Here is a 25,158-nt window from a genome sequence, read left to right on the forward strand (position 1 = left end):
CCGTACACGCCGGCCCAGGCCCCGATACGTTCCCCGGACACCCTTCGAAGTGCACCTTCCGCACCCGAAGAGGAGTCCCCGTGACCGCCGATCGCATTGACACGCTCGACACGCTCACCCCGTACGCGACGGCCGGGATCGCGGCCGCCGCCACCGACCTGTCGAAGGTCTACGGCAGCGGCGACACCCGTGTCGTCGCCCTGGACCGTGTCAGCATCTCCTTCCGGGAGGGCGAGTTCACCGCGATCATGGGTCCGTCCGGCTGCGGCAAGTCCACCCTGATGCACTGCACGGCCGGGCTCGACTCGTTCAGCTCCGGCTCCGTGCGCATCGGTACCACCGAACTGAGCGCGCTCGACGACCGGCAGCTCACCCAGCTGCGCCGCGACCGCATCGGCTTCATCTTCCAGGCGTTCAACCTGTTGCCGACGCTGACCGCGCTGGAGAACATCACCCTGCCGCTGACCATCGCCGGGCGCCGGCCCGACCGGCAGTGGCTGGACCGAGTGGTCGCCATGGTCGGCCTCTCCCAGCGCCTCGGCCACCGGCCCGGACAGCTGTCCGGCGGGCAGCAGCAGCGCGTCGCGGTGGCCCGCGCCCTGGTTTCCCGTCCCGCGATCATCTTCGGCGACGAGCCCACCGGAAACCTCGACTCCCGCTCCGGCGCCGAAGTCCTCGGCTTCCTGCGCGACTCGGTGCGCGAGCTGGGCCAGACCGTGGTCATGGTCACCCACGACCCCGTCGCCGCCGCCTACGCCGACCGTGTGGTCTTCCTCTCCGACGGCCGCCTGGTCGACGAGATGACGCGTCCCACCCCGGACCGGGTGCTGGACCGGATGAAGGCGTTCGACGCCCGCTCACGCACAAGCTGACCCGCCCGCGCCCGCGCCCGCGCCCGCGCCCGCGCCCGCGCCCTCACCCCGGACCGAACCAGCCACCCGCTCGCATCCGCCGAGCCCGTCTCCCAGGATCCGCACCCCCATGTTCCGTACCGCCCTGCGCAACGTTCTCGCGCACAAGGCCCGCCTGCTGATGACCGCCTTCGCGGTCATGCTCGGCGTCACCTTCATCTCCGGCAGCCTCGTCTTCGGCGACAGCCTGAACCGTGCCGCCACCGCCCGCGCGACCGCCGGCTACGAGCGCATCGCCGTCAGCGTCTTTCCCGAGGGCTCCCGCGGCGGCAGCGGCGGACCGGCCGGAATCGACGCCGGCACCGTGAGCGCCCTCGCCAAGGTCCCCGGCGTCGCAGTCGCCGCGGGACGGGTCGACGGATTCGCCGCCGTCGCCGGCCGCGACGGCCGGCTGATCGGGCACGGCCCGGCCCACCGGGGTGGCAACTTCGCCCCGGGAGCGGATGGCAAGGACCCCGCCTACCGCTTCACCCAGGGTTCCGGCCCGACCGGCAACGGCACGATCGCCCTCGACGAGACCACCGCCGCGAACGGCGGCTACCGCGTCGGCGACACCGTGCGGGTCGGCACCGACCAGGGCGCCGCCTCCTACACCCTCAGCGGGGTCTTCCGCACCGACGGGACCACGCTGCCCGCCGGGGGCAGCCTGACGCTGTTCACCGACGACACCGCCCAGCGCCTCTTCCTCCAGCCCGGCCGCTACCAGAACATCGAACTCACGGCCGCCCCCGACGCTGACGTGCAGCAGCTCCTCACCCGCGTCGAAGCGGTGCTGCCCCAGGGCACCGGCGCAGCCACCGGAGCCCAGCTCGCCCGGATCCAGGCCAACCTCGCCACCAACGACAGCGACACCATGAGCCAGATCCTGCTGGGTTTCGCCGCGGTCGCCCTGTTCGTCGCCACCTTCCTCATCTCCAACACCTTCACCATGCTCGTCGCCCGACGCACCAGGGAACTGGCCCTGATGCGGGCCGTCGGCGCCTCGCGCAAGCAGGTGCGCCGTACCCTGCTGACCGAGTCCCTCCTCGTCGGCGCGGTCGCCTCCGCAGCCGGCCTCGCCGTCGGCACCGGGGTCGCCGCCCTGCTCCAGACACTCTTCGCCCCCGCCGATACCCCGGCCGGCCCGCTGGTGGTCACCCCTGGCACCGTGATCACGTCCATGCTGGTCGGCACGGCCCTGCCCATGGTCGCCGCATGGCTTCCGATCCGCCGGGCCATGGCCATCCCGCCCGTCGCCGCGCTCAGCGCCGCCGAGCCCACGGCCCCCGCGCGCGCCGGCTCGCTGCGCAGCGGCCTCAGCGCCGCGCTGGTGCTCACCGGCACCGCCGCCACCGTGTACGGGGCCCTCACCACGGGGAAGGACGCCCGGACCGTCATCGGCCTCGGCGCGGCCCTCACCCTGACCGGGGCGATCGGCTTCATACCGCTGCTGTCCCGGCCGTTCGTCGCCCTGCTCCAGCCGCTGCTGACCCGCCTCCACCCGGTGTACGGCAACCTCGCCGCCCGCAACACCGTCCGCGACCCGCGCCGCACCGGCGCCACCGCCGCCGCGCTCGCCATCGCCCTGACCCTCGCCTCGGGCCTGTCCGTCCTCGGGGCCTCCGCCTCCCAGTACCTCGACCGCGCGACCACCCACGACTTCACCGCCGACTACCTGGTGAAGCCCGCCGACGGCGCCCTGCGGATGACCCCCGCCACCGCGGAGCCCCTCAGGAAGCTGCCCGGCGTCGCATTCAGCCCGCTCAACCAGTCCACCGAGTACCACCTGGCCGGTACCTCCTCCGTCCTGACCGGCGTCGCCCCCGCCGACATCGGCCGACTGCTGCGGTACGACGTGGTCGAGGGCTCTCTCGACTGCCTCGCCAAGGGCCAGATCGCCGTGGCCGACTTCAAGGCCAGGGCGGCCGGCTGGCACCTCGGTCAGACCCTCCCCCTGAAGCGTCAGGACGACCAGAGCGGCAGCGTCACCATCGGCGCCATCTACCGGGCCGACGAACAGAGCAACCTGCTGCCCAGCATCACCGCACCCGACTCCCTCGTCGCCCGCTACGACTCCAACCCGAACAACGCCGGGATCCTCGTCGCCGCGGACGGCGGACCCGGCCCGGCCGCGCTCGGCAATCTCACCCACGCCCTCGGCGACAACCCCGCACTGGCCGTCCTCGACGAGGCGGACCTCCGCGCCCAGGACAGCAGCGGCATCGGAGACCAGCTCAACGTCTTCTACGCCCTGCTGAGCATGGCCCTGGCGATCGCCGCGCTGGGTATCGCCAACACCCTCGCGATGTCCGTCCTCGAACGCCGCAAGGAGATCGGCACCCTGCGCGCCCTCGGTGTGGATCGCGCCGGCGTGACCCGGATGATCCGCCTGGAGGCCCTGCTCCTCGGCGGGCTCGGCGCGACCCTCGGCACGGTCCTGGGCGTCTTCCTGGGCTGGGCGCTCGGACGCACCCTGCAGGAAAGCGTCGTGGGCTACACGCTGGTGGTTCCCTGGGGGCGCCTCGCCCTCGGCGTGCTCATCGCCCTGGCAGGCGCCCTGGTCGCCTCGCTCTGGCCGGCCCGCAGGGCCGCCCGCGTCGACATTCCCGCAGCGACGGCGGCGCAGTGACCGCTCGCCCGAAGCGGCTCTTCGCAGCTGAGCCCGGGTGAGCCGCCCTTTCAGAGACCCCCGCGGGCGTTGAGCCGGGCGGCCTGGCGCGTCAGGTGGTCGCGCTCGGCGAGGTTGGGTGCCTTTCGGGCCGCCTCGGCGTACAGCCGCGCCGCCGTCGCCAGGTCGCCGTCGCGCTCGTGGAGGTACGCCGCCACCGCGGCATGGCGGGGCAGCGACTCGTCCAGCGCCGCGAGCGCCGTCAGGCCGGCCCGCGGTCCGTCCGCCTCGCCGACGGCCACCGCACGGTTGAGCCGGACGACCGGGCTGTCCGTCAGCCGCGCGAGCTCGTCGTACCACTCGACGATCTGCACCCAGTCGGTCTCCTCGGCGGTGGGCGCGTCCGCGTGGAGTGCCGCGATGGCGGCCTGGGCCTGGAACTCGCCCAGCCGGTCGCGGGCGAGGGCCGCCTGCAGGATCCCGACGCCCTCGGCGATCGACCCGGTGTCCCACCGGCCGCGGTCCTGCTCGGCGAGCGGCACCAGGCTGCCGTCGGGCGCGGTCCGGGCCGCGCGACGGGCATGGTGGAGCAGCATGAGGGCGAGCAGCCCCGCCACCTCGGGGTGGTCGATCGCCGCCGCGAGCTGCCGGGTGAGCCGGATGGCCTCGGCGGCGAGGTCGACGTCGCCGGAGTAGCCCTCGTTGAAGACCAGGTAGAGGACGCGCAGCACGGTGGCGACGTCGCCGGGCTGGTCGAACCGCACGCCGGAGACGGTGCGTTTGGCCCGGCTGATGCGCTGTGCCATGGTCGCCTCGGGCACCAGGTAGGCCTGGGCGATCTGGCGGGTGGTCAGCCCGCCGACGGCGCGCAGCGTGAGCGCGACCGCGGACGACGGCGTCAGGGACGGGTGGGCGCACAGGAAGTAGAGCTGGAGCGTGTCGTCCGCCGCGGGCGCGGGCCCGGGCGCCGGCTCCTCGTCGACGAGGTCCTCACGCCGGCGGCGGGCGGTGTCCGACCGGGTCGCGTCGAGGAACTTGCGCCAGGCCACGGTGACCAGCCAGCCCTTCGGGTCCCGCGGCTGGTCGGCCGGCCAGACGCGGACGGCCTCGACCAGCGCGTCCTGCACGGCATCCTCGGCCGCCGCGAAGTCTGCTCCGCGGCGGACGAGGATCCCGAGCACGCTCGGCGTGAGGCTCCGCAGGAGGGCCTCGTTCATCTCAGTGGCAGTCGGAGATGGTGGGCGGCGCGGCCAGGAACGGGCGCACCTCCAGCCACTCGTGGATCGGCTGCCCGCCCGCCCCGGGGGCGGCCGACAGCTCCCCGGCCAGCTCGACGGCGCGCTCGTAGCTGTCGACGTCGATCACCATCCAGCCGGCGATGAGGTCTTTGGTCTCGGCGAACGGGCCGTCGGTGACCGGCGGCCGCCCCTCGCCGTCGTACCGGACCCACGCCCCCTCGGGGGCGAGCGCCTGCCCGTCGACGAACTCGCCGGTCCCCTCGAGCCGGTCCGCGAAGTCCCGCATGTACTGGACGTGCGCCGAGATCTCCTCCGGCGCCCACTTGTCCATGGGTACGTCGTTGACCGGGGTCGGAGCGCCGCGGTAGTGCTTGAGCAGCAGGTACTTGGCCATGGTGTTTCTCCTCGGTGCTGGTGCGATCCATTGTGGTCGCGTTCACTGCAGGGACGGAGCCGGTCACGCGTTCTCGACATCGCCGCATGAAATCTTTTTTGCTGCCCCCGGGCACCCTCATGGCCGGATGCGGAAACAGTGGGATAATTCTGTTTGGGGAGACAGCTGTGGCGTACGTGAACGAGAAGCTCGGGCGGCTCCAAGGAGGAGCGTGATGGGCACCCCCGCAGCGCGCATCGCTGACCTGCTGGAGGGCGCGACGACGGCTTCCAACCCTCCCGCACGTCCTCCGCCTCCGGTCCCGGAGGAATCACCGCGCACCGACGGCCCGATCGTCAACATCATCGTGATCTGGGGTGACCTCGCGGAGGTCGCCGCCGATCTGCACGTCACCGGGCACTACCAGTCGGTCGTGCCCGCCGCCGCGGAGCTCGCACTGGACCGCGCCATATCCGTCGGCCCCCGTCAGCTCATCACGGAGCACACCAAGCTCGGCTGGGTCGACGCCCAGTTGGGGGAGGTCACGTACTTCCCCTGCAAAGGGGGAGCGGTGCGGTCCGCCGCCGTAGTCGGCATGGGCCCGATGGGCACCCTGACGGAGCGCCGCGCCGTCCAGATGTACGCGTCACTGCTGGGCGAAGCGGTGGCGCTCGGACACGTCGCGACCATGGCGACCGTGCTCATCGGATCGGGCACGGGCAATCTGAGCGTCAATCAGGCGACCCGCGCCCTCGTCAGGGGATTTGCCAGCGCCCTGGCCCCGCTGGGCCCGCCGACACCGCCGCCCCGCCTCACCGAGGTGTACGTCGTGGAGGTCGACCGGCTGCGCGCCGAGCAGCTCCACCTCGCCCTGGCCAAAGCCGCCGCGAAGCTGCCGCAGCTGCGGATCGGCCCGGAGCTGCGCGAGGAGAGCGGCGGCCGGCTGTTCGCACCCTCCGCGGCCGTGTACGCGCTGGCGGCGCTGACCAGGCTCGCCGGGCCGGCGGGCGCGGGCGCCGGCGTTGCCGCCTCGAGCGGCGCCTCCGCCGGCCCGGACCCGCCACCGGCCGAGGAGGAAGCCCTGCGCACGGTACTGGCCGGCTTCGACCCCGATATCCGGGGAAAGATCCGCGAACAACTGGCCCTCCTGGCCGAAGTGCAGCGCACCGACCTGTCCTTGACGGTGGGGCGGTCCGTGGAGGGCCCGGAGGGCTCCGTACCCGTGCGGATGTCCGTCCAGTCGGGCGTCGGCGGCCTGCGCTGGGCGGCGCTGACCGGGCGGGCCACCGTACCGGAACGGCTCGTCCCCGTGGAGATGGGCCTGCTGCGGGAGCTCGTCGACCGGCTGACGGAGCCGAGTGTCGAGGACGCGCGCGAACTGCCCGACCTGCTGTCCCGGTTCGTGGTGCCGCCGGACTTCCAGCGGCTGCTCACCGACGACGCGACGGTGCTGCTGGAACTGGACCGCGACACGGCCTCCGTGCCCTGGGAGTTCCTCGCCGAGATCCAGCAGGCCGGCGGTGAGAGACGCGATCCCCTGGCGATCCGCACCCAGCTGTCCCGGCAACTGCGCACGCCCTACTCGCGCGTGATGAGCGAGGGGCTGTCGGACGGACCGCTGCGCGCCCTGGTGATCGGCGACCCGGGAGACCCGGAGAAGGGCTTCCAGCTGCCGGGAGCCCGCGCCGAGGCCCTCGCCGTCGCCACCCGGCTCAAGGACCTGGGAGTCAAGGTCACCCTCTTCGTGGGCGCGGCGAACTCCGTCCGGCAGCCCGGGGTCGACCCCGCGAGGCGCCTGGACGTCCTGCGGGTCCTGCTGTGCGGGGGCAACCACATCGTCCACTACTGCGGCCACAGCGACTTCGACTTCTCCGGTACGGGACGGCGCTCGGGCTGGGTCTTCGCGGACGGCCTGCTGACCGCCCAGGAACTGGCACTGCTCGAACGGCCGCCCCTCATCGTCGTGGCCAACGCCTGCTACACGGCCCGGCTCGGCGGCTCCACCGGCCCCGGCACGGGTACCGGAACCGGAACCGGTACCGGCCCCGGCACGGGTACCGGCGCGGGCTCCCAGGCCGGACCACCCGGGGTGGCGGACCAGACCCCGTGGGGGAACCCGCAGGCCGCGCTCGTGCCGAGCCTCGCCGACGAGTTCCTCCGCATGGGTGTCGGGCACTACATCGGGGCGGCCTGGCGGATCCCCGACGAACAAGGGGTCACCTTCGCCCAGCAGTTCTACACGCACCTGTTCACGGGCGGGTCGAGCGAGGCGGCGCCGACGGTGGGCAGTGCCGTCCGCACGGCCCGCAGGAAGCTCTACGAGCAGCGTGCCGGGGGACAGCAGGATGCGGACGCCGCGTCGAACGGGCAGCGGTGGAGCGCGTGGGCCGCGTACCAGCACTACGGGGACGCGGCCGACCCGTTCGTGCGACCCGACGCGTCCGACCGACCAGGGGGCAGTTAGGAGGTCCGCTCATGGCCAGGATCCCGATGGCCGACGTCGTCGTACTGCTCCCCGGAATCACCGGGAGCGTGCTGACCAGGAACGGCAAGGACGTATGGGCGCCCTCGCCCTCGGCGGTACTGGGCGCGCTGGCGAGCCTGGGCGGCTCACTGGACTCCCTCGAACTCGGTGAGGACGACTGGCGCGTGGACGACCTCGGCGACGGCGTCGTGGCCGACCGGCTGGTGCCCGACCTCCACACCCTGCCCGGCCTGTGGAAGATCGACGGCTACACGGCGATCGAGAGGTTCCTGCTGGAGCAGTTCGACCTGAAGAAGGGCCAGAACTACTTCCCGTTCCCGTACGACTGGCGGCGCGACAACCGGGCGGCCGCCCGCAGACTCGCCGAACAGAGCACCACCTGGCTTCGCGACTGGCGCGAGGCGAGCGGCAATTCCACGGCCCAACTCGTCCTGATCGGCCACTCGATGGGCGGGCTCGTCTCCCGCTACTTCGTCGAGGCGCTGGGCGGGTGGAAGGACACCCGGGCGATCGTGACCTTCGGCACCCCCTACTACGGCTCGCTCAACGCCGTCGACTTCCTGTGCAACGGCTTCCACAAGCGGATCGGCCCCTTCGAGCACGACCTCACGCGCCTGCTGCGCTCCCTCACCGGCCTGCACCAGCTCGTGCCGGTGTACAAGTGCGTGTACGGGCCGGACGGCCTGGCCGCCGTCCCCGCCAAGGCCGGGCTGCCCGGCTGGCAGCCGCAGTGGAGCAGCCATCTCACCGATTTCTTCGACGAGATGGAGAAGGCCGCCACCGACAACCGGAAGAACCCCGCCTGGGAGTCCAACCAGGTGATCTACCACCCCATCGTCGGCATGGACCAGCCCACCCGGCAGTCGGCCCGGATCACCGACCACACGGTCGAGTCCCTGATGACCCGAGGGGACCTGGACGAAGGCGGCGACGGCACCGTGCCCAAGCTCTCCGCCGCCCTCTCCGGCACCGAGGACGCCCGCACCTTCGTCCCGCAGAAGCACGGGAGCCTGCAGAACCAGGAGGCGATGCTGAGCCACCTGAAGGGCATCCTCCAGTCCCTGCACGATGTCCGCATCGACGACCTGCGCGCCGCCGTGACCTCCTGGTTCAGCTACCTCGGTGACGACCTCTACCTCCTCGACGAACCCGTCGTCTGCGAGATCGGAGCCAACAGCGCCCTCGGCGAGGGCGACCTGCCCGAGGTCGCCGCCCGTCTCTCGGTGACCGGCCGGACCACCGGTCAGACGGTGGTGGACCGCGCGATCACGGTCCCCCGGGAGCGGCAGCGCTTCGACATCGGCGTGCTGCCCCCCGGCACGTACGACCTGCTGATCAGCGCCAGCGCCGACACCGCCCCGCTGTCCGACGTCTTCATCGTCGCGGGCCCGGACGGCACGGACGGCACGGCCGGCTGACCCGGCGGCCGAACCGAGCGGGGCGGACCTCAGCCGCTCCGGTAGAACATCGTGCACAGCAGGACCGAGTTGTCGTCCACCAGCCATGCCATGTATTTCGTCGTGTCGCCCTGGACGCGCTTGCAGTGGTCAGGACTGGCATTCGAGGGCGCCCGGTAGACGCCCGTGACGTGCAGGACGTAGTCGTACTTGACCGGTATCCGCGTTGCCCGGCAGTCCACCAGCGTCATCGCGCCCAGCAGGACCTTTTCGCCCGACTTCTCGCCGAGCAGGCAGAAGCCCACGCGGAAGACGCGTTTGAGGCAGAGGCTGGTGGACCCGTAGCTCCAGTACGACTTGCCGGTGCCGGTGGGGCAGCTGCCGGAGGTGACATCGGTGACCTGGACGTGCGCCTGATCACTCGAACACGACACGGCGCCGGGTGGTTCGTCCACGTTCCACTTGATGTGGCCATCGCCGTAGCCGGTGTCGTAGAGCGTGAGACAGGAACCAGTCCGCACGGCCTTGAACGCCTCTTCGACGCGATCCCGGGTGGGCGAGGGCGTGGGCGAGGGAGTGGGTGATGGCGAGGGCGGTGGCTGGGTGGTCTCGCGCTGGTCGTCGTCCTCGGTGTTGCTCGGCGTGGGTTCGGAGGTGCGGATGGTGCCTCCGCCCTGGGTCCGGGTGTCCGTGGCACCCCCGCCGCCCGAGGTGGTCTGCGCGCTGGAGTACGGACGGTCCGACGAGTCCGAGGCCCCCTTCATCGCCGTCCAGGGCTGCCAGAGGAGAACGGCGACGGCGACGACGACCGCGGCGACGGCCCACCCTCCGGTACGGGGCCGCGGTCCGGCGGGCTGGGGTCCCGGGGGCTGCGGGACGCTCTGGCTGCCCCCGGCGGCATTCCGTTCCCGGCGGGCCCGTTCGCGTGCGGCGGCCTCCGCCAGCCTGCGTACTTCCCCTTCCCTGCGCCGACGGGCCTCCTCGGCCCGCCGTTCCCGCTCCAGGCGCGCGGCCCGCTCCCGGGGCTCGACGAGCGTGGGCGCCGGCGGCGGGAGCGGGCGGGTCGGCCCGTCGCCGGTCACGGTGCGGTCCATGTCGAGCGCGCGCCCGTACGCCTCGTACGCGTTGATGACCGCCGTCCACTCCACCGGCAGCCAGCGCCGCCCCCGGCGGCGCGCGGAGGCCCGGCGGTCCGTCTCCAAGGCGGTCTCCAGGAGGCCGGACAGGGCGGGCCTCTTCTTCGGGTCGACGGCCAGGCACGGTTCGATCAGCGGGACCAGTTCCCGGGGCAGTCGCGCCAGGTCCAGCCTGCCGGCCTGTACGAGGGCCAGCAGGACCATGGGGCTCTCCACCTCAGGGTACGGCGGGCGCCCGACGGCCAGGTGGAAAAGCGTCGCGCCCAGCGAGAAGACGTCCGACGCCTCGGTCGACGGCTCGCCGCGCGCCTGCTCCGGCGAGGTGAAGGCGATGGTGCCCAGGGTGACCGAGGTACGCGTGCGGTCGAAGGCGTGCGAGATGCCGAAGTCGATGAGGAGGGGGCCGGTCAGGGGCAGCAGGATGTTCTGCGGTTTGACGTCCCGATGGACCACTCCCTTGCTGTGCAGCGACATCAACACCTGCACGGCGCCCGCGGCGATGGAGGGCACCCCCCACTCGGCGAGCGGCCCCGCGTCGCGTACCAGGTCGGCGAGCGAGGGCGCCGGCACGTACTGGATGGCCATCCAGGGCCGTTCCGCGTCGGCATCAGCCTCGAGCACCCGGGCCGTGTAGGCGCTGTCGATCCGCTGGGCCAGCTCCACCTCGCGGGTGAACCGCTGACGGTCGACCGAGCTGACCGCGCCCTCGGCGAGCAGCGTCTTCACCGCGACGATCGGACCGCCCGCCGCCGGACGTGCCAGATAGATCCGGCCCATGCCGCCGGAGGCGAGCCGCCACAGCAGGTGATAGCCACCGAGCCGTTGTGGATCGCCGTCACCGAGACGTGTGATTCCAATTCCCGACATCCGCCGTCGTCCCTCCCACGAGCCGTGTGTCGTTCCCCGCCCTGCGCCGGCAGACCGGCCGGACACCACTGATCGTGGTGTACGCCGAGCTCAGTGGACAGGCCAAGGCACCGGCCATGTATGGCCGGTCGTCAGGGCAGGCTCCCCGTGGCCTGCCTCCAGGCTGCCGAGAGGCCCGAGTTGGCCGGGTGAGGGCCTGATGGCACGTCTCAGGCTCCCCGCACGACCCAACGGCCACAATCGGGACGCTGAACACTTGCGGGCGGCTCTGTGAAAGTCGTTCAGGACTGACCGGTAGACGGACACCGGATCATTAGCGTCTGCTGTATGAAGCACATACGCAGAGCAGCCGGGCTCGCCCTCGCGCTGCTGTTCCTCGTGCTGGGCACAGGCGCCCAGACCGCGTTCGCGCATGTCACGCGCGAGCACGCCGAACTCGTGGTCGCACCCGGTGCCGATGTCACCAGCGGCCGCCTCATCGTGCACAACGCCGTCGTCGCTCCCGAGCAGGCCGGTGCGTGGGCGGCCGGGCTGCTCTCGGCCCCGTGCCCGGCCACCGGCTCGGGGGTGCCCGGCGACAACGGCGGCGTGCCCGGCGGCGTCGTCATCGAGCTGGCGTGGAGCTGCCACGTCGACGCGCTCGACCTGAGCCCCCTCATGGACGAGGGCGACCTGACCCAGGTCGTCGTCGAGTTCGACGGCACGGCGGTCGACGCCTCTGCCGCGACCCCGCTCGTCGACGTCCACGGCGCGCACGCCCTGCCCGCCTTCCCCTGGCTCTCCGCCGCGCTGGTCACGGCCGCCGGTGCCGCGGTGCTGCTGGCCGCCCGGGGCCTGCCGTCCCTCGTCCGCGGCGGGCTGCGCCGTACCCGACGGCGCTGGCAGCTGGCGACCGCCGGAGCCGTCGCGCTGTCCTTCCTCGCGCCGCAGGCCGCCTTCGCCGACGACGCCACGGATGCGGCCGGGACCGCCACCGCCGCCGCGACTGTCACCGTCAAGGGCACCGTCTTCAAGGACCGCAACGGCAACGGCCGGCGGGACAAGGGCGAGCCGCCCGTGCCCGGCATCGACGTCAACGACGGCGCCGTGTGGACCACGACCGGCCCCGACGGCTCGTACAGCCTGCAGATCGACCCCAAGCGGCGCGAGACCGACCTCGTCGGCATCGTCTCACCCGACGGATACACGCCGGCGCTGCGCAAGGACTACATCCCGCAGTTCTTCCACAAGGTCCCCGAGACCGGCGGCACGGGCGTCGACTTCGCGCTCGTGCCCGACCGCAACGCCTCGAACCCCAACGAGAAGTGGGTGATGAACTCCGACCCCGAGGTCGGCAACCGCACGGACGACGAGGCCCGCCGCGCGCTGCCCCAGTGGACCGGCCAGGTCCAGGCGATGTCCGAGGTCGACGGCGCGACGATGCAGATCGCGACCGGCGACCTCACCGTCACGGACTACGCCGCCGAGCCGCGCCGCCAGGGCGCGTACGACCTGTTCAGCAAGGGCCTGGAGGAGGGCCGGCTCGGTCACCCCTTCTACCCGGTGATCGGCAACCACGACTTCGGCGGTACGGCGACCTCCCAGGGCTACGCCGGCAGCATGGAGTACTACCGCCGCAACCTCGCCCCCGAGTGGTACAGCTTCGACCGGGGCGGCCGCCACATCGTCGTCCTCGAGGACAACTACGACGCCAGTGGGCTGAAGCCGCAGCTGGAGTGGCTGCGCCAGGACCTCGCCCGGCACGCCGTCGGCAAGCAGGTCTTCGTCTTCGCCCACCGCTCGCTGTTCACCCAGTGGGGCCCGGGCGCCGGCATGCAGCCGACGATCGACGAGCTCGCGAAGTACGACGTGCGGATGGTCGCCGCCGGTCACAACCAGCAGGCGGAATTCCGGCGCGGAGCCTTCAAGCGGTCCGTCGAGGTCAACAACCAGGGCACGTACGGGATCGACGGCGCCCACCCCGACTACAAGGTCCTCGACTTCAGTGCCATCACGGACGATCCGAACACACCGGGCAACGAGGACACCGGCCATGTGTCCGGAATCCACCGGCAGTTCGACATCGACGACGACGCCGCCCTGGTCAGCCCCGCCCAGGGAAGCGTGCACGGCGCCAAGGCCGGAGTGCCCGTCGAGGTGTACGCGGAGGACGACGGCCGTACCCCGGCCAGGGCGGTGCTCACCGTCCGCGACGGCAGCGGTGACCTGGTGAAGCGTGAGGAGGTGCGCTTCGGCCGGGAGGCGTCCCGCCCCGGCATCGAGAACTGCTACACCCCGCCCGGCGGCACGCCGGAGCCCTGCCCCGACGCACGCGGCGCCTGGACACGGGCGAGCGGCACGCTGCGCGGGCTGCGGCCCGGCACCTACACGGCCGAGTCGGTCGCCTACGACACCCGGGGCAAGCAGTTCCCCGTCGTGAAGAACACCTTCGAGGTCGTACGGGACTCCGAACTCGGCGAGCCCAGGACCGGGCAGGACTGGCTGCGGCAGGGCGGCGACGAGGCCGGGCGGTCCGCGAGCGGCGACCAGCCGGGCGCGCAGCTCGACCTCAGGTGGGCCCGCCACACCGGCGAGCAGTTCAACCTCAACGGGTCGGTGGTCGCGGACGGCAAGCTCATCGTCTCGTCCCGCGCCTTCGACTCGCCGTACAGCATGATGCTCGCGTACGACATCGCCTCCGGCCGTGAGCTGTGGCGTACGTACCTGGACGGCGACGCCGAGTCGGCGCCGACGCTCCAGGGCGGCAAGGTCTATCTGACCACCGGCGTCGGCCGGATCCATGCCCTCGACGCGGCGAGCGGCCGCATCGTTTGGCAGGCGATCGACCGCGAGGAAACGCACGGGGACACCGTGCGCCGCTACGGCCGCGCGGGCGGACCCGTCAGCGTCTTCGCCCTCGCGGGCGCGGACCACCGCTCGGTCGCCGTCCACCAGGACGCCTCCACGGTCCGCTGCCGGGACTCCGAGACCGGCGGGATCCTGCCGGGCGGCTTCGGCGCCGCGTTCTCCTGGGGCCAGGCCCACAGCACCGTGATCCGTCAGCCCGGCTCCAACACCGCCTACCTGCACTCCATGTCCAGCAACACCGTCATCGCCATGGACCTCGCGACCTGCACCCAGCTGTGGGTGAAGGACACCGCGGGCGACATCGACAGCCACTCCTCGCCCGTCCTGACCGACCAGGCCGCGGGCGGCGAGGCGAAGCTGGTGACGTTCACGGCCTACGGCGTCCGCGGGCACGACCCGAAGACGGGCGCGGTGACCTGGGAGTCCAAGCTCGGCGGCGGCAGCACCTGCGAGCCGGGGCGCGCCCCGCTCACCAGCCCGGCCGTGTGGGGCGACACCGCCTATGTCGCGGGCCGGGACGGAGTGGTACGCGCCTACGACACGAGCGCGGCCGATCCCTCGAAGCCGGTGTGGGAAGCGAAGTCCGGTTATCTGGCGGGGGAGAGCCCGCTGGACGACAAGTGGCGGGTCGCCATGGGCTGTTCGGCAGGTTCCGGTTCGCCGACGATGAACCCGCTGGTGACGGACTCCCACGTGTACGTCGGGACGTGGGACGGTCGCCTGCTCGTCCTGGACCGAACGAGCGGAGCGCAGGTCGCCTCGTACAACCTCGGCGCGGGAGTGGCCTCGGCCCTCTCCGTGAGCGGTGACTGGGTCTTCGCCCTCACGGACGACGGCACGGTCCACGCGCTCGCCGCCCGCCGGAAGTAGAGGGGGAGCACCAGCGTGCGATCACTCCGCACCGGGGTGCTGCTCCTGCTCGCCGCCGTCCCCGCGCTGCTCCTGGGCAGTGCGGGGACGGCGCAGGCGCACCCCTTCGGAACCCCGCCCGTCGTGAAGGTCGAGGCGGCGGGCACCGCCGTCGACGTGTTCTGGTCCGCGCAGCGGGACGACGTGGCCGTACTGGAGAAGCAGTCCGGTGGTGACGAGGCGGCCTATCTGAGCTCGCACATCGTCGTGCGCCAGGACGGCCACCCGTGCCGTGTGGACCGGGCCGACGGCATGAAGCTCCACTTCGTCTGCGAGCGGACGGTCGAGCGCATCGACCTGACGGTCACGGCGCTGACGGACGCGGACCCGGCGTACCGGACCCTGTCGGTGACGGGCACGGGCTCCGGCGGGCTGCACACTGCGCAGGAGCCCACGCGGACGCTGACTCTGACACCGTCGGGGGCTGGGGCGGCTGCGGGCTCATCGGCTGCTTCGGGCCCGGGGGCCTGGACAACCGACTTGGCTGCGCTGCTGGACCACGGCGCGGCCCTGCCGCTGGCGCTGCTCGTGGCCGCGGCTGTGGGGGCGCTGCACGCCTGCGCGCCGGGGCACGGTAAGTCGCTGGCCGCCGGGTATCTGGTGGGCGGCAGGGGCCGGGCGCGCGATGCGGTGTGGCTGGGTGGGATCGTCGCCGTGATGCACACGTTGTCGGTCGCCACCCTGGCGGTCGGCTGGTGGCTGGCGGCGAACAGCACCCCGGACATCGCGGCGCTCACGGGGTGGCTCCAGCTGATCGCGGCGCTGGTGGTGGCCGGGGCGGGCGTGAGTCTGCTGCTGCGGCATCTGCGTCACCGACAACACCACCATTCCGACCACGATCACGGGCACGACCACGGGCACGACCACGGGCACAGGCACGACCACGATTACGATCACGGGCACAGCCATCACATCCCGGACGCCCCGTCGCTCCTCACCTGGCGAGGCCTCGTGCTGCTCGGCGCATCGGGCGGCCTGCTGCCCTCGCCCTCCGCCTTCCTCGTCCTGCTCACCGGCCTGTTGACCGGCAAGGTCGCCATCGCCCTCGCGATGGTCGCCGCCTTCGGCCTCGGCATGGCGCTGACGCTCACCGGCGTCGGCCTGATCGTGCTGCGCGGCCGGGACGCGCTGCTGGATCGCGTCTCCCGCTCCCGGGCACTGCGGACATGGACCCCGAGGGTTCCCCTCCTCGCGGCCTCGGCGGTGGTGGCCGGAGGGACGGTGGCCTCGGCGGTTGCGGCCGGCCACCTCCTGGCTCCATGATCGCCGCAGCCCTGCGAGTTCCGTGACGTGCCGTTGGCACACGACAGAGGCGCCCCCGTCCGGTCTGAAGCCGGGCGGGGCGCCTTACGTCCCTTCGCGTCTCCCCGCGCTTGCGGGGCGGCGGCGACAGCTTCATAGTCCGAGGTATGGACGCGCGCGAGATGGCGCTCCGACAGGCATACGGCCATGCCGTCCGCTGGCTGGCGAGCCTCTCCGACCGCCGGGTTCCGGCCCGCGCTTCGGTCGAGGAGATCGTGCGTGAGCTCGGTGCCGAGCTTCCCGACGGCCCCAGCAAGGCTGCCGATGTCGTCGACCTGCTGGCCACGGCCTGTGAGCCGGGGCTCACCGCTTTTCCCAGCGGCCGCTTCTACGGGTTCGTGGTCGGTGGCACCGAACCGGCCGCGCTGGCCGCGGACTGGCTGGTCAGCGCCTGGGACCAGAACTGCGTGATGCGCGCCGTCTCGCCCGCGTACGCGGCGGCGGAAGAGATCGCCGGCGCGTGGTTGCTCGATCTGCTCGGCCTGCCGAGCGACAGCGCCGTCGGCTTCACGACAGGTGCCACGATGGCGAACTTCACCTGCCTCGCCGCCGGGCGCGACGCGGTGCTGCGGCGATCGGGCTGGAACGTGGCCCACGACGGACTCGTGGGTGGGCCAGCCGTACGCGTCATCGCCGGCGAGGACCGCCACATGGCCATCGACCTGGCGCTGCGCTACCTCGGACTCGGCAAACCCGAACTGGTGAAGGCGGACGGGCAAGGGCGCGTCGAGCCCGGGGCCCTGCGGCACGCCCTGGCGGCCGGCCGGCAGGGCCCCACGATCGTGATCCTCCAGGCCGGAGACATCCACTCCGGGGCCTTCGACCCCTTCGCCGAGGCGATCGGTGCCGCTCGCGAGGCAGATGCATGGGTGCATGTCGACGGCGCCTTCGGACTGTGGGCGGCCGTCTCCCCGATGTACGCACACCTGATGGCGGGCTGTTCGTACGCCGATTCCTGGGCGACGGATGCCCACAAGACCCTGAACGTCCCGTACGACTGCGGCCTCGCCATCGTGCGCGATCCGTTCGCGATCCGAGCGGCGATGGGCCTGCAGGGGGACTACCTCATCCAGGACGAACAAGGCGACCCCATCGACAAGGTCCCCGAGCTCTCCCGGCGCGGCAGAGCCTTCACCGTGTGGGCCGCGCTCAGATCCCTCGGACGATCAGGCGTGGCCGACCTCGTCGAAGGGCTGTGCCGACACGCCTCCGCGTTCGCCACCGGCATCGCCGCGATCGACGGCGCGACCGTCCTCAACGACGTCGTATTCACTCAGGTCTGCGCCGAGTTCGGCGACGACGAACGCACGGAACGGGTAATCGCCCGGCTGCTCGACGACGGCACGGCGTGGATCAGCGGCTCCACCTGGCACGGCCGGCGTGTCATGCGCATCTCGGTGAGCAACTGGTCGACGACCGACGACGATGTCACGCGCGCGCTCGACGCGATCCGGCGCGCACATCGCTCCGCATAGCCCGTCGGCGGGCCCCGGGCCGGGCTTGCCGAAGGCGCAGGTTCCGCGCTTTAATGAATGAACAAGCATTCATTAATGAGGGAGTGGTGGAGGTGGCACGTCCCCGAGGGATCGAGGATGCGGTGATCCTGCGTGCGGCGGCCGAGGTCATGGGGCAGGTGGGTCCTGGGGGGCTCACGCTGGCTGCCGTGGCGCGTGAGGTGGGGTTGGTGCCCGGCACGCTGGTGCAGCGGTTCGGGTCCAAGCGCGGACTGCTCCTGGCCCTGGCCGATCGGTCCGCCCGGGACGCGAGCGAGATGGCCGGGCGAGCGCGTCAGTCGCACGGATCGGCGCTCGAGGCCCTGGTGGCGCTGGTCGTGGAATCGGCGGGCGAGACGGGCACGCCGGAGAGCTTCGCCAACCATCTGGCGTTCTTGTGCATGGACCTCGCCGATCCGCAGCTCTACGAGCGCGCCCTGGCCGTCCACCATGCCCAGAAACGCGCGGTCGAGGAACTGCTGGCGGACGCGGCCGCCGCCGGCGAGCTGAGCGCCGGGACGGATGTCGCGGCGCTGGCCGGCACCGTACGGGCGATCACCGCCGGTGCGGGTCTGACCTGGGCCCTCGAACGCCAAGGCACCCTCGAGCAGCGGCTCCGGCAGGAGCTCGACACCGTGCTGTCCCCGCATGTCCCGCCCCGCCGTAGCCGCGACCTGGAGGAATCGTGACGCCCGATGCACGCCCGCTGGCCGGGAAGGTGGCCCTGGTCGCAGGCGGCACCCGGGGCGGCGGACGGGGAATCGCCGTCGAGCTCGGCGCCGCCGGTGCGGTGGTGTACGTGACCGGTCGCAGCAGCGCTGCCGGGCGTTCCGGCCTGGACCGCCCGGAGACCATCGAGGAGACCGCTGAGAGGGTCACCGCCGCCGGTGGCCTCGGCATACCCGTCCGCACCGACCACAGCCGTCCCGAGGAGGTCCGGGCCCTGGTGGACCGGATTGCCGCGGAACAGGACGGCCGGCTCGACATCCTGGTCAACTCGGTGTGGGGCGGAGACCCGCTGACTGACTGGGAGCATCCCCTGTGGGAGCAGGATCTGGAGTGCGGGCTCCGTCTGCTGAGGCAGGCGGTGGAGACCCATGTGATCACCAGCCGGTTCGCGCTGCCGCTGCTGGTCGCCCGTAAGAGCGGCCTGGTCGTGGAGGTCACCGACGGCAACACCGCTCGCTATCGCGGCTCGTTCTTCTACGACCTGGCGAAATCCGCCGTGATCCGTCTCGCCATCGCGCAAGCGGCCGAGCTGAAGTCGCACGGCGTCGCGGCCGTGGCGCTCACGCCCGGCTTCCTGCGCTCGGAGGCCATGCTGGAGAACTTCGGCGTCACCGAGACCAACTGGCGCGACGGCGCGGCCCAGGACCCGAACTTCGCCCACTCCGAGACCCCGGCCTACCTGGGCCGGGCAGTCGTCGCGCTGGCCGCGGACCCCCACATCATGGCCAAGACCGGACGGGCCCTGGCCACCTGGGGCCTGTACCAGGAGTACGGATTCACTGACGCCGACGGCACACAACCGGACTTCGCCGCCCACTGGGCCAAGAACCTGGAAGGGCAGTACGGGCCACTCGGAGATCCCCTGTGACACCGGCCGGAGGGCAGTGCGTGACATCGACCGTGTTTCGTATCGGCGGGGATCGATCCGCAGGCGCCGCTCACCGTGGGTATGATCCCCGCAACCGGGGGGGTGGGTGATGAAGCGTGGGCTTCTTGCGAGTGTCGGCGTACTGCTGTTGATGGTGACAGCGTGCACGGAGGCCAGCCCTTCCATCGCTTCCCCTCCCTCCTCCGCGGCTCCCGCTTCTCCCAGTTCTCCCACTTCTGCCGGCTCTCCCGAGGCGCCGGAGCCGCCGGAGCCCGGTCCCGCCTCACCGTTGGGCGCGGCGGCGATCACCTCGCAGGACGGGAAGCTGGTCGAGGCCTTCAGAAAGGGGCCGTTCCCCCCGGGTGAGGCCGCCCCGGCGACGTCCGATGTGGCGGTTCTACGGCGCAACCAGCAGGTCGGTACGGGTGACTTGGCCTGGATGCCAGACGCCAACACATACTGCCTCTTGTCGATCCGCGAGAGGGCGTCGGACCGGCAGTGCTTCGGACTGGCGACGAAGCGGAAGCCGCAGGGATACGTGCACGTGGGCAGAGGCAGACCACACGGCTTCGCCGAACCGGGTCAGATGTGGCTGACCGTCAGCATTGTCGAGAACGCCGGCGGGCCCTTCGCGTACACCGGCGGTACACCGGAGCACGCAACCCCGGTGCAGGAAGCCACGGTGAAATTCCCCTCGGGCCGGACGATGACATTTCTGACGTACGAGTTCCCGGAGGGCCGGAGCATCCCGCCGGACGCTGAGATCTGCAGCACAGGCCGGGCTGTCTGCTTCAAAGCATTCGAACCAACTCCTCAGGGGGAATAGGCAGCTTCAGTCGGCAAAGCCTCGGAAAATCCCATCGGGATCGTCTTTGGTACCCAGGCTCCTGGCCCGCCCCGGTACCCGCCGAGCCGGAAACGGCATGGCCGTCGGGCATGCCGTACCGGTATCGTCCGGTCTCCTGACCAGCCGATTCAGCGGCCTCCGACGTCCAGAGAGCGACTCCCATGACCAGCCGGCAAGCAACGACGACCCTGTGGCGCCCGACCGGCCCCAACGAGCTGGACCTGGTCAGAGAGCTGAACTGGCGTGCTTGGCCGCCTCGTCTGCCGGAGCAGCCGATCTTCTACCCGGTCCTCAACGAGGACTACGCAATCAAGATCGCGAGGGACTGGAACGTGAAGCACGACGGAGCCGGCTTCGTCACCCGGTTCGAGGTCGAGTCCGAGTTCCTGACGCGGTATCCCGTCCAGCAGGCCGGCGGGCAGACGATCCTCGAGCTGTGGGTTCCGGCGGAGGAGCTCGACGCTTTCAACGCCCACATCGTTGGTGAGATAGAACTGGTCCACGAGTTCCACTGAGAGGCGCGGGCGTCGTATCTGATGGTGCGACCAGGTCAGATGTGGCCGACCACCGGTACCCACTCCCGAATGCCTGCGACCGTCACTCCCGGCGTGCGGTAGTATGGATCGGCGTCGAGGATGACCTCCAGCTCGGCGCGCTCCACATCGAACACCAGCAGCGCGCCCGAGTCGTCCCCCCAGGGACCGGCCGCGAGCAGACGCCCCTCCTCGTGGAGCCGGGCAAGGAACGAACGGTGCGCCGGACGTGCGGCGAGGCGTTCCGGGGCAGCGGTGAAGGCCAGCTCGAGGATCATCATGCGGCCGACGGTACGGTCTGACGATGAGGAGTTCAGTATCAGCCGATACATCAGCCCCTTGGCAGGCACTGGCGGCTGTGCCTCTGCTGGCCGCACTGCCTGAAGATCGGCTGCGCGCGCTCTGGTCCCACTCGCTGCCGCGCCGCCACCACGCGGGAGAAGTCATACGCGGTGCCGGCGAGCCGGCCGAGTATCTCCTCCTGCTGCTGCGTGGCCGGGTGTCCGCCGCCACCACCACGGCCGCCGGACGGGTCGTCCGCTTCGGCGACTGGACCGGACCCTGTGCACTGGACAAGGTGGCCGTGATCGATGGCCGCGGGCACACGGCCACTCTCACCGCGGTCACCCACTGCACCGTACGCAGCCTCCCGCGAACCCGGTTCGAAGAACTGGTCGACGACGTGCCCGCAGTACGCCGGCACGTACTGCGCCTGCTCGCCGACCATGCCCGGCAACAACAAGAGCGGTTCGTCGACGCCGTCACGCTTCCCGTCGAGGCCAGGCTGGCGGCCTGGCTCTTGGCGCAAGCGGCCGCATCTCCCCAAGGCGAGGTCGAGCTGTCGGGCACTCAACAGGAACTGGCCGACCTGCTCGGCACGACCCGGGTGACGGTCAACCGCCTGCTCGCCCAGTTGCGCCGCGACGGTTTGGTCGAGGTCTCGCGCCACACCGTCGCAGTGCTCGCACCCGAGCTCCTCGCCCTGCGCGCAACCGAATCGAGCCCGCGCACCTCGTACCGGAGGAACCACATGGGGTAGGGCAGGATCGATTCATCACTGCTCCGTACAGGGCAATCAGGGCAATCAGGGCGGTCGGTGGTTCGCGACGGGGCGGGACAGCGGGCAGGCTCGGGCTGAACCGTTCCCTTCACCAAAGGGCACCGCAGAGCGGGAGGGCTCGCGCGGGCCCTCTGCGGGGTCGATCTCGAGTGGTGAACTCGTCCGAGGCCGCGGGTGGTTCTCATTGCCGTCGCCCGAGTACCTGTTCGGCTGCGGTTAGTGTTAGCCCGTACGAGCGATCTTGGAGAACTGTTCAAAAATGGCAACACCACATCACCCGTCCAGCCACGGTCCTGTGCCGGGCAATCCCTACAGCGCGTCCGGAGAACACGGCTATGCCCCGGCTCCGGGGAACTACGCGCCCGCGCCCGGCGGTTACGCCGGCCCGGCTCCCACGGGCTACGCGCCGCCCGCGCCCGCGTGCCGCGCGTGTGGCGGCCAGGCTGCCGCGAACTTCAAGGTGCGGTCCCACATGGGGATTCTCATCCTGATGAGGTTCGAGCACCTGGACGGGCCGTTCTGCCGGGCCTGCGGCATAGCCGTCGTCCGGCAGATGACCACCAGGACGCTGTGCCTGGGCTGGTGGGGCCCGCTCTCCCTGGTGATCCTCAACCCGTTCACGCTCGTATGGAATCTGTTCGCCTACCTGAAGTACAGCAAGCTTCCCCCGTCGACGCCCGCCCCGGGACGCGCCCACGTTGACACGGGCCCGCCGGTGCTTCGGCGGCCGCAGGCATACGTGGCCCTCATCCCCCTGGCCTGGGCCATCTGGGTCATCTCCCAGATCGTGACTCACTCCACCTGAGCGAGGGCAGATCCGCGCCCGGGCCAAGGGGAACGGCTGCCAGGCCCGCCGGTCTAGGCGCGGAAGGCCTTCCGGAGGAGTTCGCCGGACTCGGCGGGATGCGTGGTCAGGCCGGTGTGCCCGCCGGGGAACTGGAGGAGTTCCGTGCCGAGTCGCTCGGCCAGGAAGGCGGCCGGGCGGTAGGGCAGTTCGCCGCGTGACTCCTGGCCGACGGCGAGTACGAGCCGGTCCGACAGCGCCTCCAGCCGGTGGATGTCCGGGGTGTAGGACATGAAGCCGGGCACGATGCGCCCGACGAAGTACGGCAGGTTGGCCATCGTCCGCTCGGCCCGTGCGGCTGCCTGCGGGGGAAGCGGTGGAAGCGGGGGAAGCTCGATCTCGGGCTTCGGCTCGGTGGTGTCGCCACCGTTCTTCAGGCCCGCAGCGAACACGGCCATCGCCGGCATGAGCCCCTTTGTGCGGAGCGTCTCCTGCACGCGCGCGATGAGCGCGCGATGTTCGGAGGCGTCCGGCAGGACCTCCACCACCGGCGGCTCGTGCGCCACGACGCGTTCGACCCGTTCGGGATGGGCGGTGAGCAGGTGCAGGGCGGCGATCGCGCCCGAACTGGCGCCGAACACCCGGGCGGGCTCACCGGGCGACAGCAGTTCCAGCATCCGGAACGCGTCATCGGCGTGCTCGGCCACCCGCTGCTCGGCCTCGGGGTCGTCCAGCGTGCTTCGGGACATGCCGCGCGGGTCGTAGGTCGCGACGGTGTATTCGGCGGCCAGGCCGTCGGCGACGCCGTCGAAGGAGGCTGCGCCGCCCGCCCCTCCGGGGATCAGCAGCAGGAGCGGGCCCTGGCCGCGCACCTCGTAATGGAGAGTCGCGCCGTTCACACGCAGGCTGCCTATGGTCGGGTCGATCACGAGGAGTCTCCTTCTCGGTACGGGGGCCAGTGCTCCAGGAGGGCGTGCAGGGCGTCGAGGGCGCGGACCCAGGACTGCTGCGGCGAACGCTCGTGTGCGAACCCGCCCGCGGCTTCCAAGGCGACGAACCCGTGGAACGTGCTGCGCAGCAGCCGGACCGCGTCGGTCAGGTCGGGCTCGGCCAGTCCGTACCCGCGCAGCATGCCGTAGGTCAGCTCGACCGCGCGCCGCGGACCGGAAGCTTGTGCGGCCAGCTCGGGGTCGATCCGGATCGGGGTCTGCGTCGCCGTGTAGCGGCCCGGATGCCCGTGGGCGTACTCCCGCCACGCGTTGGCGAACGCGACCAGCGCGTCCTTGCCCGCCCGCCCGGCGGTCGCCTCCGCGATACGGATGGTCTTCTCGTCCGCCGCCAGCAGCGCGATCCGTCCGCGTAGATCCTCCAGGCCGCGGACATGCGTGTACAGGCTCGCATCCTTCACGCCGAGCCGTCGCGCCACCTGCGACATCGTCACCTGGTCGAGCCCGACCTCGTCCGCCAGCTCGGCGCCCGCGATCGTCACCCGCTCCGCCGTCAGCCCTGCCCGCACCATGCACCCTCCCATGATCATTCTAGGAGCTCTAGATATAACCTAGGACCCCTAGGAATGGCAACCGGGGCCGCGTGCGGCGTGACGACGGCGGACCGTGCCACGCGCGGGACCTCAGCGGGTGGGGAATCGGTGAATCCGGGACGGTGGTGTGCCGCCGTCGGCAGGATGGGGGCATGAACCGTGGTGATGTGGGGCCGGGCGGGTCGTGGCCGGTGGTGGTGCGGGTACCTGTGGAGCCGGTGGAAGCCGTGGTGGAAGCCGACGCGGTCGACGCCGTGGCGCGTGCGGGCGATGTGGTGGTGCGTGGCCCCTTGTTCGGGGTGGCGGCGCAGCGGGCCGGGGACGGGCCGCGGTGGCGGGTGGTGCTCGCGGTGACCGCCGGCTGTCCGCAGCTGGCGCGTGACGGGCTGAACTCGCGGTTGTGGTTCCGCGCGAAGGACGAGGCCCAGGACAGGGCGGAACGGCGCGAACTGCTGGCGGCGGTCGCCCGGCTGGAGAGCGAGCGGGTCGACGAGCTCACCGCGGCCGGGACCCGGTACCGGGTCGTGCGGGCCGAGGAGTACGCGGCCGCGGGCCCGGGCGGAATAGAAGAGCCTCGCCCGACCGACCCGGAACCGCCGGTCCCCGACTGGGACCGTGCTTCAAGGGAGTCGGAGGTCGATGACGGCCTGGTCCTGGACCCGGAGGCGCCCCTCACTCCGACCCAGGCTCTGGAGCGGCTGGCACTGCGCGGCCTGTGTTACACCGGTGAGCGATTCCCCGAAGACGTGCGCGCCGACGCGGAGCGGGCGCTGGACACCCATCCGGACGTGCTGCTGCTGCCCCCGACGTTCACGGTCGTGGAGCAGGCTGGCAGCAGCTGGCGGCCGGTCAGCGGGCCGCACGCAACCGCGCATGCCGCCCGCAAGTCTCTGGACTTCTCCCTGACGTGGATGTGGCCGCGTATGCGCGGCCACATTCCCGGCGACGCCGATCCGCGCACCGACGCCCGCACCTGGGAAGCGGGCGGCGGGGCGCCGGCCGGTCCGCGGCCCGCGGAGCTGGCCGCGTATGCCGAGGCCGCGGACACGCTGCGGGTCGGGCGCGTCAACAGGCTGGAATTCCAGGGCACCGTCTACCAGATCGTCCGCACCCGGCGCCTGCTGCGCTGGGGCACCGACGGGCCCGAGGGCCCGCGCCCGTCCGACGTCAACAGCCAGGACCCCGCACGGATCCACCTGGTGCTCGACGAGGACGGCCGCATCGTCCCCGAGGACTGACCAGGAACACAGCG

20 protein-coding genes are annotated in these 25,158 nt (G+C 71.7%); 14 read left to right on the forward strand and 6 right to left on the reverse strand.

Features of this window, described 5'->3' with window-relative positions; all coding sequences use genetic code 11:
* The first annotated feature begins 95 nt into the window (after nucleotides 1-95).
* Both OHA89_RS35095 and OHA89_RS35100 read left to right on the forward strand, forming a co-directional pair.
* Nucleotides 96-872, forward strand: coding sequence for an ABC transporter ATP-binding protein (locus OHA89_RS35095; protein ID WP_406368723.1), 777 nt, complete (start codon nucleotides 96-98; stop codon nucleotides 870-872).
* Between the two features lie 109 nt (nucleotides 873-981).
* Complete coding sequence (locus tag OHA89_RS35100; RefSeq protein WP_406367896.1) at nucleotides 982-3,519, forward strand: ABC transporter permease; 2,538 nt, start codon at nucleotides 982-984, stop codon at nucleotides 3,517-3,519.
* A gap of 50 nt (nucleotides 3,520-3,569) precedes the next feature.
* On the opposite strand, the gene OHA89_RS35105 is transcribed toward OHA89_RS35100, so the two are convergent.
* Entirely contained in the window at nucleotides 3,570-4,715 is a 1,146-nt protein-coding gene (locus OHA89_RS35105; RefSeq protein ID WP_406367897.1) for an RNA polymerase sigma factor, read from the reverse strand.
* Nucleotide 4,716: 1 nt separating this feature from the next.
* Nucleotides 4,717-5,130 (reverse strand): YciI family protein, encoded by a 414-nt coding sequence (locus tag OHA89_RS35110; protein WP_215142874.1) that lies wholly within the window; start codon nucleotides 5,128-5,130, stop codon nucleotides 4,717-4,719.
* A 214-nt stretch (nucleotides 5,131-5,344) separates the two neighbouring features.
* On the opposite strand from OHA89_RS35110, the gene OHA89_RS35115 reads away from it, so the two are divergent.
* Nucleotides 5,345-7,573 carry a CHAT domain-containing protein gene (locus OHA89_RS35115; protein ID WP_406367898.1) on the forward strand — a complete coding sequence of 743 codons (2,229 nt, stop codon included), beginning with the start codon at nucleotides 5,345-5,347 and terminating at the stop codon, nucleotides 7,571-7,573.
* 11 nt (nucleotides 7,574-7,584) lie between these two features.
* Nucleotides 7,585-9,012, forward strand: coding sequence for a lipase/acyltransferase domain-containing protein (locus OHA89_RS35120; protein ID WP_257558630.1), 1,428 nt, complete (start codon nucleotides 7,585-7,587; stop codon nucleotides 9,010-9,012).
* Between the two features lie 29 nt (nucleotides 9,013-9,041).
* On the opposite strand, the gene OHA89_RS35125 is transcribed toward OHA89_RS35120, so the two are convergent.
* The gene (locus OHA89_RS35125) at nucleotides 9,042-10,994 is read right to left on the reverse strand and encodes a serine/threonine-protein kinase (RefSeq protein WP_406367899.1); all 1,953 of its coding nucleotides are present in this window, start codon (nucleotides 10,992-10,994) and stop codon (nucleotides 9,042-9,044) included.
* Nucleotides 10,995-11,321: 327 nt separating this feature from the next.
* Here OHA89_RS35125 and OHA89_RS35130 point away from each other — a divergent pair, with 327 nt between their 5' ends.
* The 7 genes from OHA89_RS35130 (at nucleotide 11,322) to OHA89_RS35160 (ending at nucleotide 20,504) form a co-directional block, all read left to right on the forward strand.
* Nucleotides 11,322-14,711: a PQQ-binding-like beta-propeller repeat protein gene (locus tag OHA89_RS35130; RefSeq protein ID WP_406367900.1), complete on the forward strand. Its 3,390-nt coding sequence runs from the start codon at nucleotides 11,322-11,324 to the stop codon at nucleotides 14,709-14,711.
* 15 nt (nucleotides 14,712-14,726) lie between these two features.
* On the forward strand, nucleotides 14,727-16,013 hold the full coding sequence (locus tag OHA89_RS35135; protein ID WP_406367901.1) for a hypothetical protein: 1,287 nt from the start codon (nucleotides 14,727-14,729) through the stop codon (nucleotides 16,011-16,013).
* A 146-nt stretch (nucleotides 16,014-16,159) separates the two neighbouring features.
* On the forward strand, nucleotides 16,160-17,527 hold the full coding sequence (locus tag OHA89_RS35140; protein WP_266611917.1) for a pyridoxal-dependent decarboxylase: 1,368 nt from the start codon (nucleotides 16,160-16,162) through the stop codon (nucleotides 17,525-17,527).
* Between the two features lie 92 nt (nucleotides 17,528-17,619).
* Nucleotides 17,620-18,234: a TetR/AcrR family transcriptional regulator gene (locus tag OHA89_RS35145; protein WP_406367902.1), complete on the forward strand. Its 615-nt coding sequence runs from the start codon at nucleotides 17,620-17,622 to the stop codon at nucleotides 18,232-18,234.
* On the forward strand, nucleotides 18,231-19,142 hold the full coding sequence (locus OHA89_RS35150) for an SDR family oxidoreductase (protein WP_406367903.1): 912 nt from the start codon (nucleotides 18,231-18,233) through the stop codon (nucleotides 19,140-19,142). Before OHA89_RS35145 ends, OHA89_RS35150 begins: the two co-directional genes overlap by 4 nt.
* Before the next feature lie 289 nt (nucleotides 19,143-19,431).
* A complete protein-coding gene (locus tag OHA89_RS35155) occupies nucleotides 19,432-19,968 on the forward strand; it encodes a hypothetical protein (protein ID WP_266611923.1) in 537 nt (178 codons plus the stop codon).
* 182 nt (nucleotides 19,969-20,150) lie between these two features.
* Nucleotides 20,151-20,504 carry a hypothetical protein gene (locus tag OHA89_RS35160; protein WP_406367904.1) on the forward strand — a complete coding sequence of 118 codons (354 nt, stop codon included), beginning with the start codon at nucleotides 20,151-20,153 and terminating at the stop codon, nucleotides 20,502-20,504.
* 35 nt (nucleotides 20,505-20,539) lie between these two features.
* Here the strand turns inward: OHA89_RS35160 and OHA89_RS35165 are convergent, their stop codons facing one another.
* Nucleotides 20,540-20,803: a YciI family protein gene (locus OHA89_RS35165; protein ID WP_266611926.1), complete on the reverse strand. Its 264-nt coding sequence runs from the start codon at nucleotides 20,801-20,803 to the stop codon at nucleotides 20,540-20,542.
* A 77-nt stretch (nucleotides 20,804-20,880) separates the two neighbouring features.
* Here OHA89_RS35165 and OHA89_RS35170 point away from each other — a divergent pair, with 77 nt between their 5' ends.
* Together OHA89_RS35170 and OHA89_RS35175 are read left to right on the forward strand one after the other, a co-directional pair.
* Nucleotides 20,881-21,561, forward strand: coding sequence for a Crp/Fnr family transcriptional regulator (locus OHA89_RS35170; protein WP_406367905.1), 681 nt, complete (start codon nucleotides 20,881-20,883; stop codon nucleotides 21,559-21,561).
* Nucleotides 21,562-22,054: 493 nt separating this feature from the next.
* A complete protein-coding gene (locus OHA89_RS35175; RefSeq protein ID WP_257558640.1) occupies nucleotides 22,055-22,387 on the forward strand; it encodes a hypothetical protein in 333 nt (110 codons plus the stop codon).
* Between the two features lie 53 nt (nucleotides 22,388-22,440).
* Here the strand turns inward: OHA89_RS35175 and OHA89_RS35180 are convergent, their stop codons facing one another.
* Together OHA89_RS35180 and OHA89_RS35185 are read right to left on the reverse strand one after the other, a co-directional pair.
* Complete coding sequence (locus OHA89_RS35180) at nucleotides 22,441-23,295, reverse strand: alpha/beta fold hydrolase (RefSeq protein WP_266611930.1); 855 nt, start codon at nucleotides 23,293-23,295, stop codon at nucleotides 22,441-22,443.
* The gene (locus OHA89_RS35185) at nucleotides 23,292-23,885 is read right to left on the reverse strand and encodes a TetR/AcrR family transcriptional regulator (protein ID WP_406367906.1); all 594 of its coding nucleotides are present in this window, start codon (nucleotides 23,883-23,885) and stop codon (nucleotides 23,292-23,294) included. Before OHA89_RS35185 ends, OHA89_RS35180 begins: the two co-directional genes overlap by 4 nt.
* 173 nt (nucleotides 23,886-24,058) lie before the next feature.
* On the opposite strand from OHA89_RS35185, the gene OHA89_RS35190 reads away from it, so the two are divergent.
* Complete coding sequence (locus OHA89_RS35190; protein WP_257558645.1) at nucleotides 24,059-25,144, forward strand: DUF5954 family protein; 1,086 nt, start codon at nucleotides 24,059-24,061, stop codon at nucleotides 25,142-25,144.
* Nucleotides 25,145-25,158 lie beyond the last annotated feature (14 nt).

Source organism: Streptomyces sp. NBC_01546, from assembly GCF_045208355.1.
GTDB lineage: Bacteria > Actinomycetota > Actinomycetes > Streptomycetales > Streptomycetaceae > Streptomyces.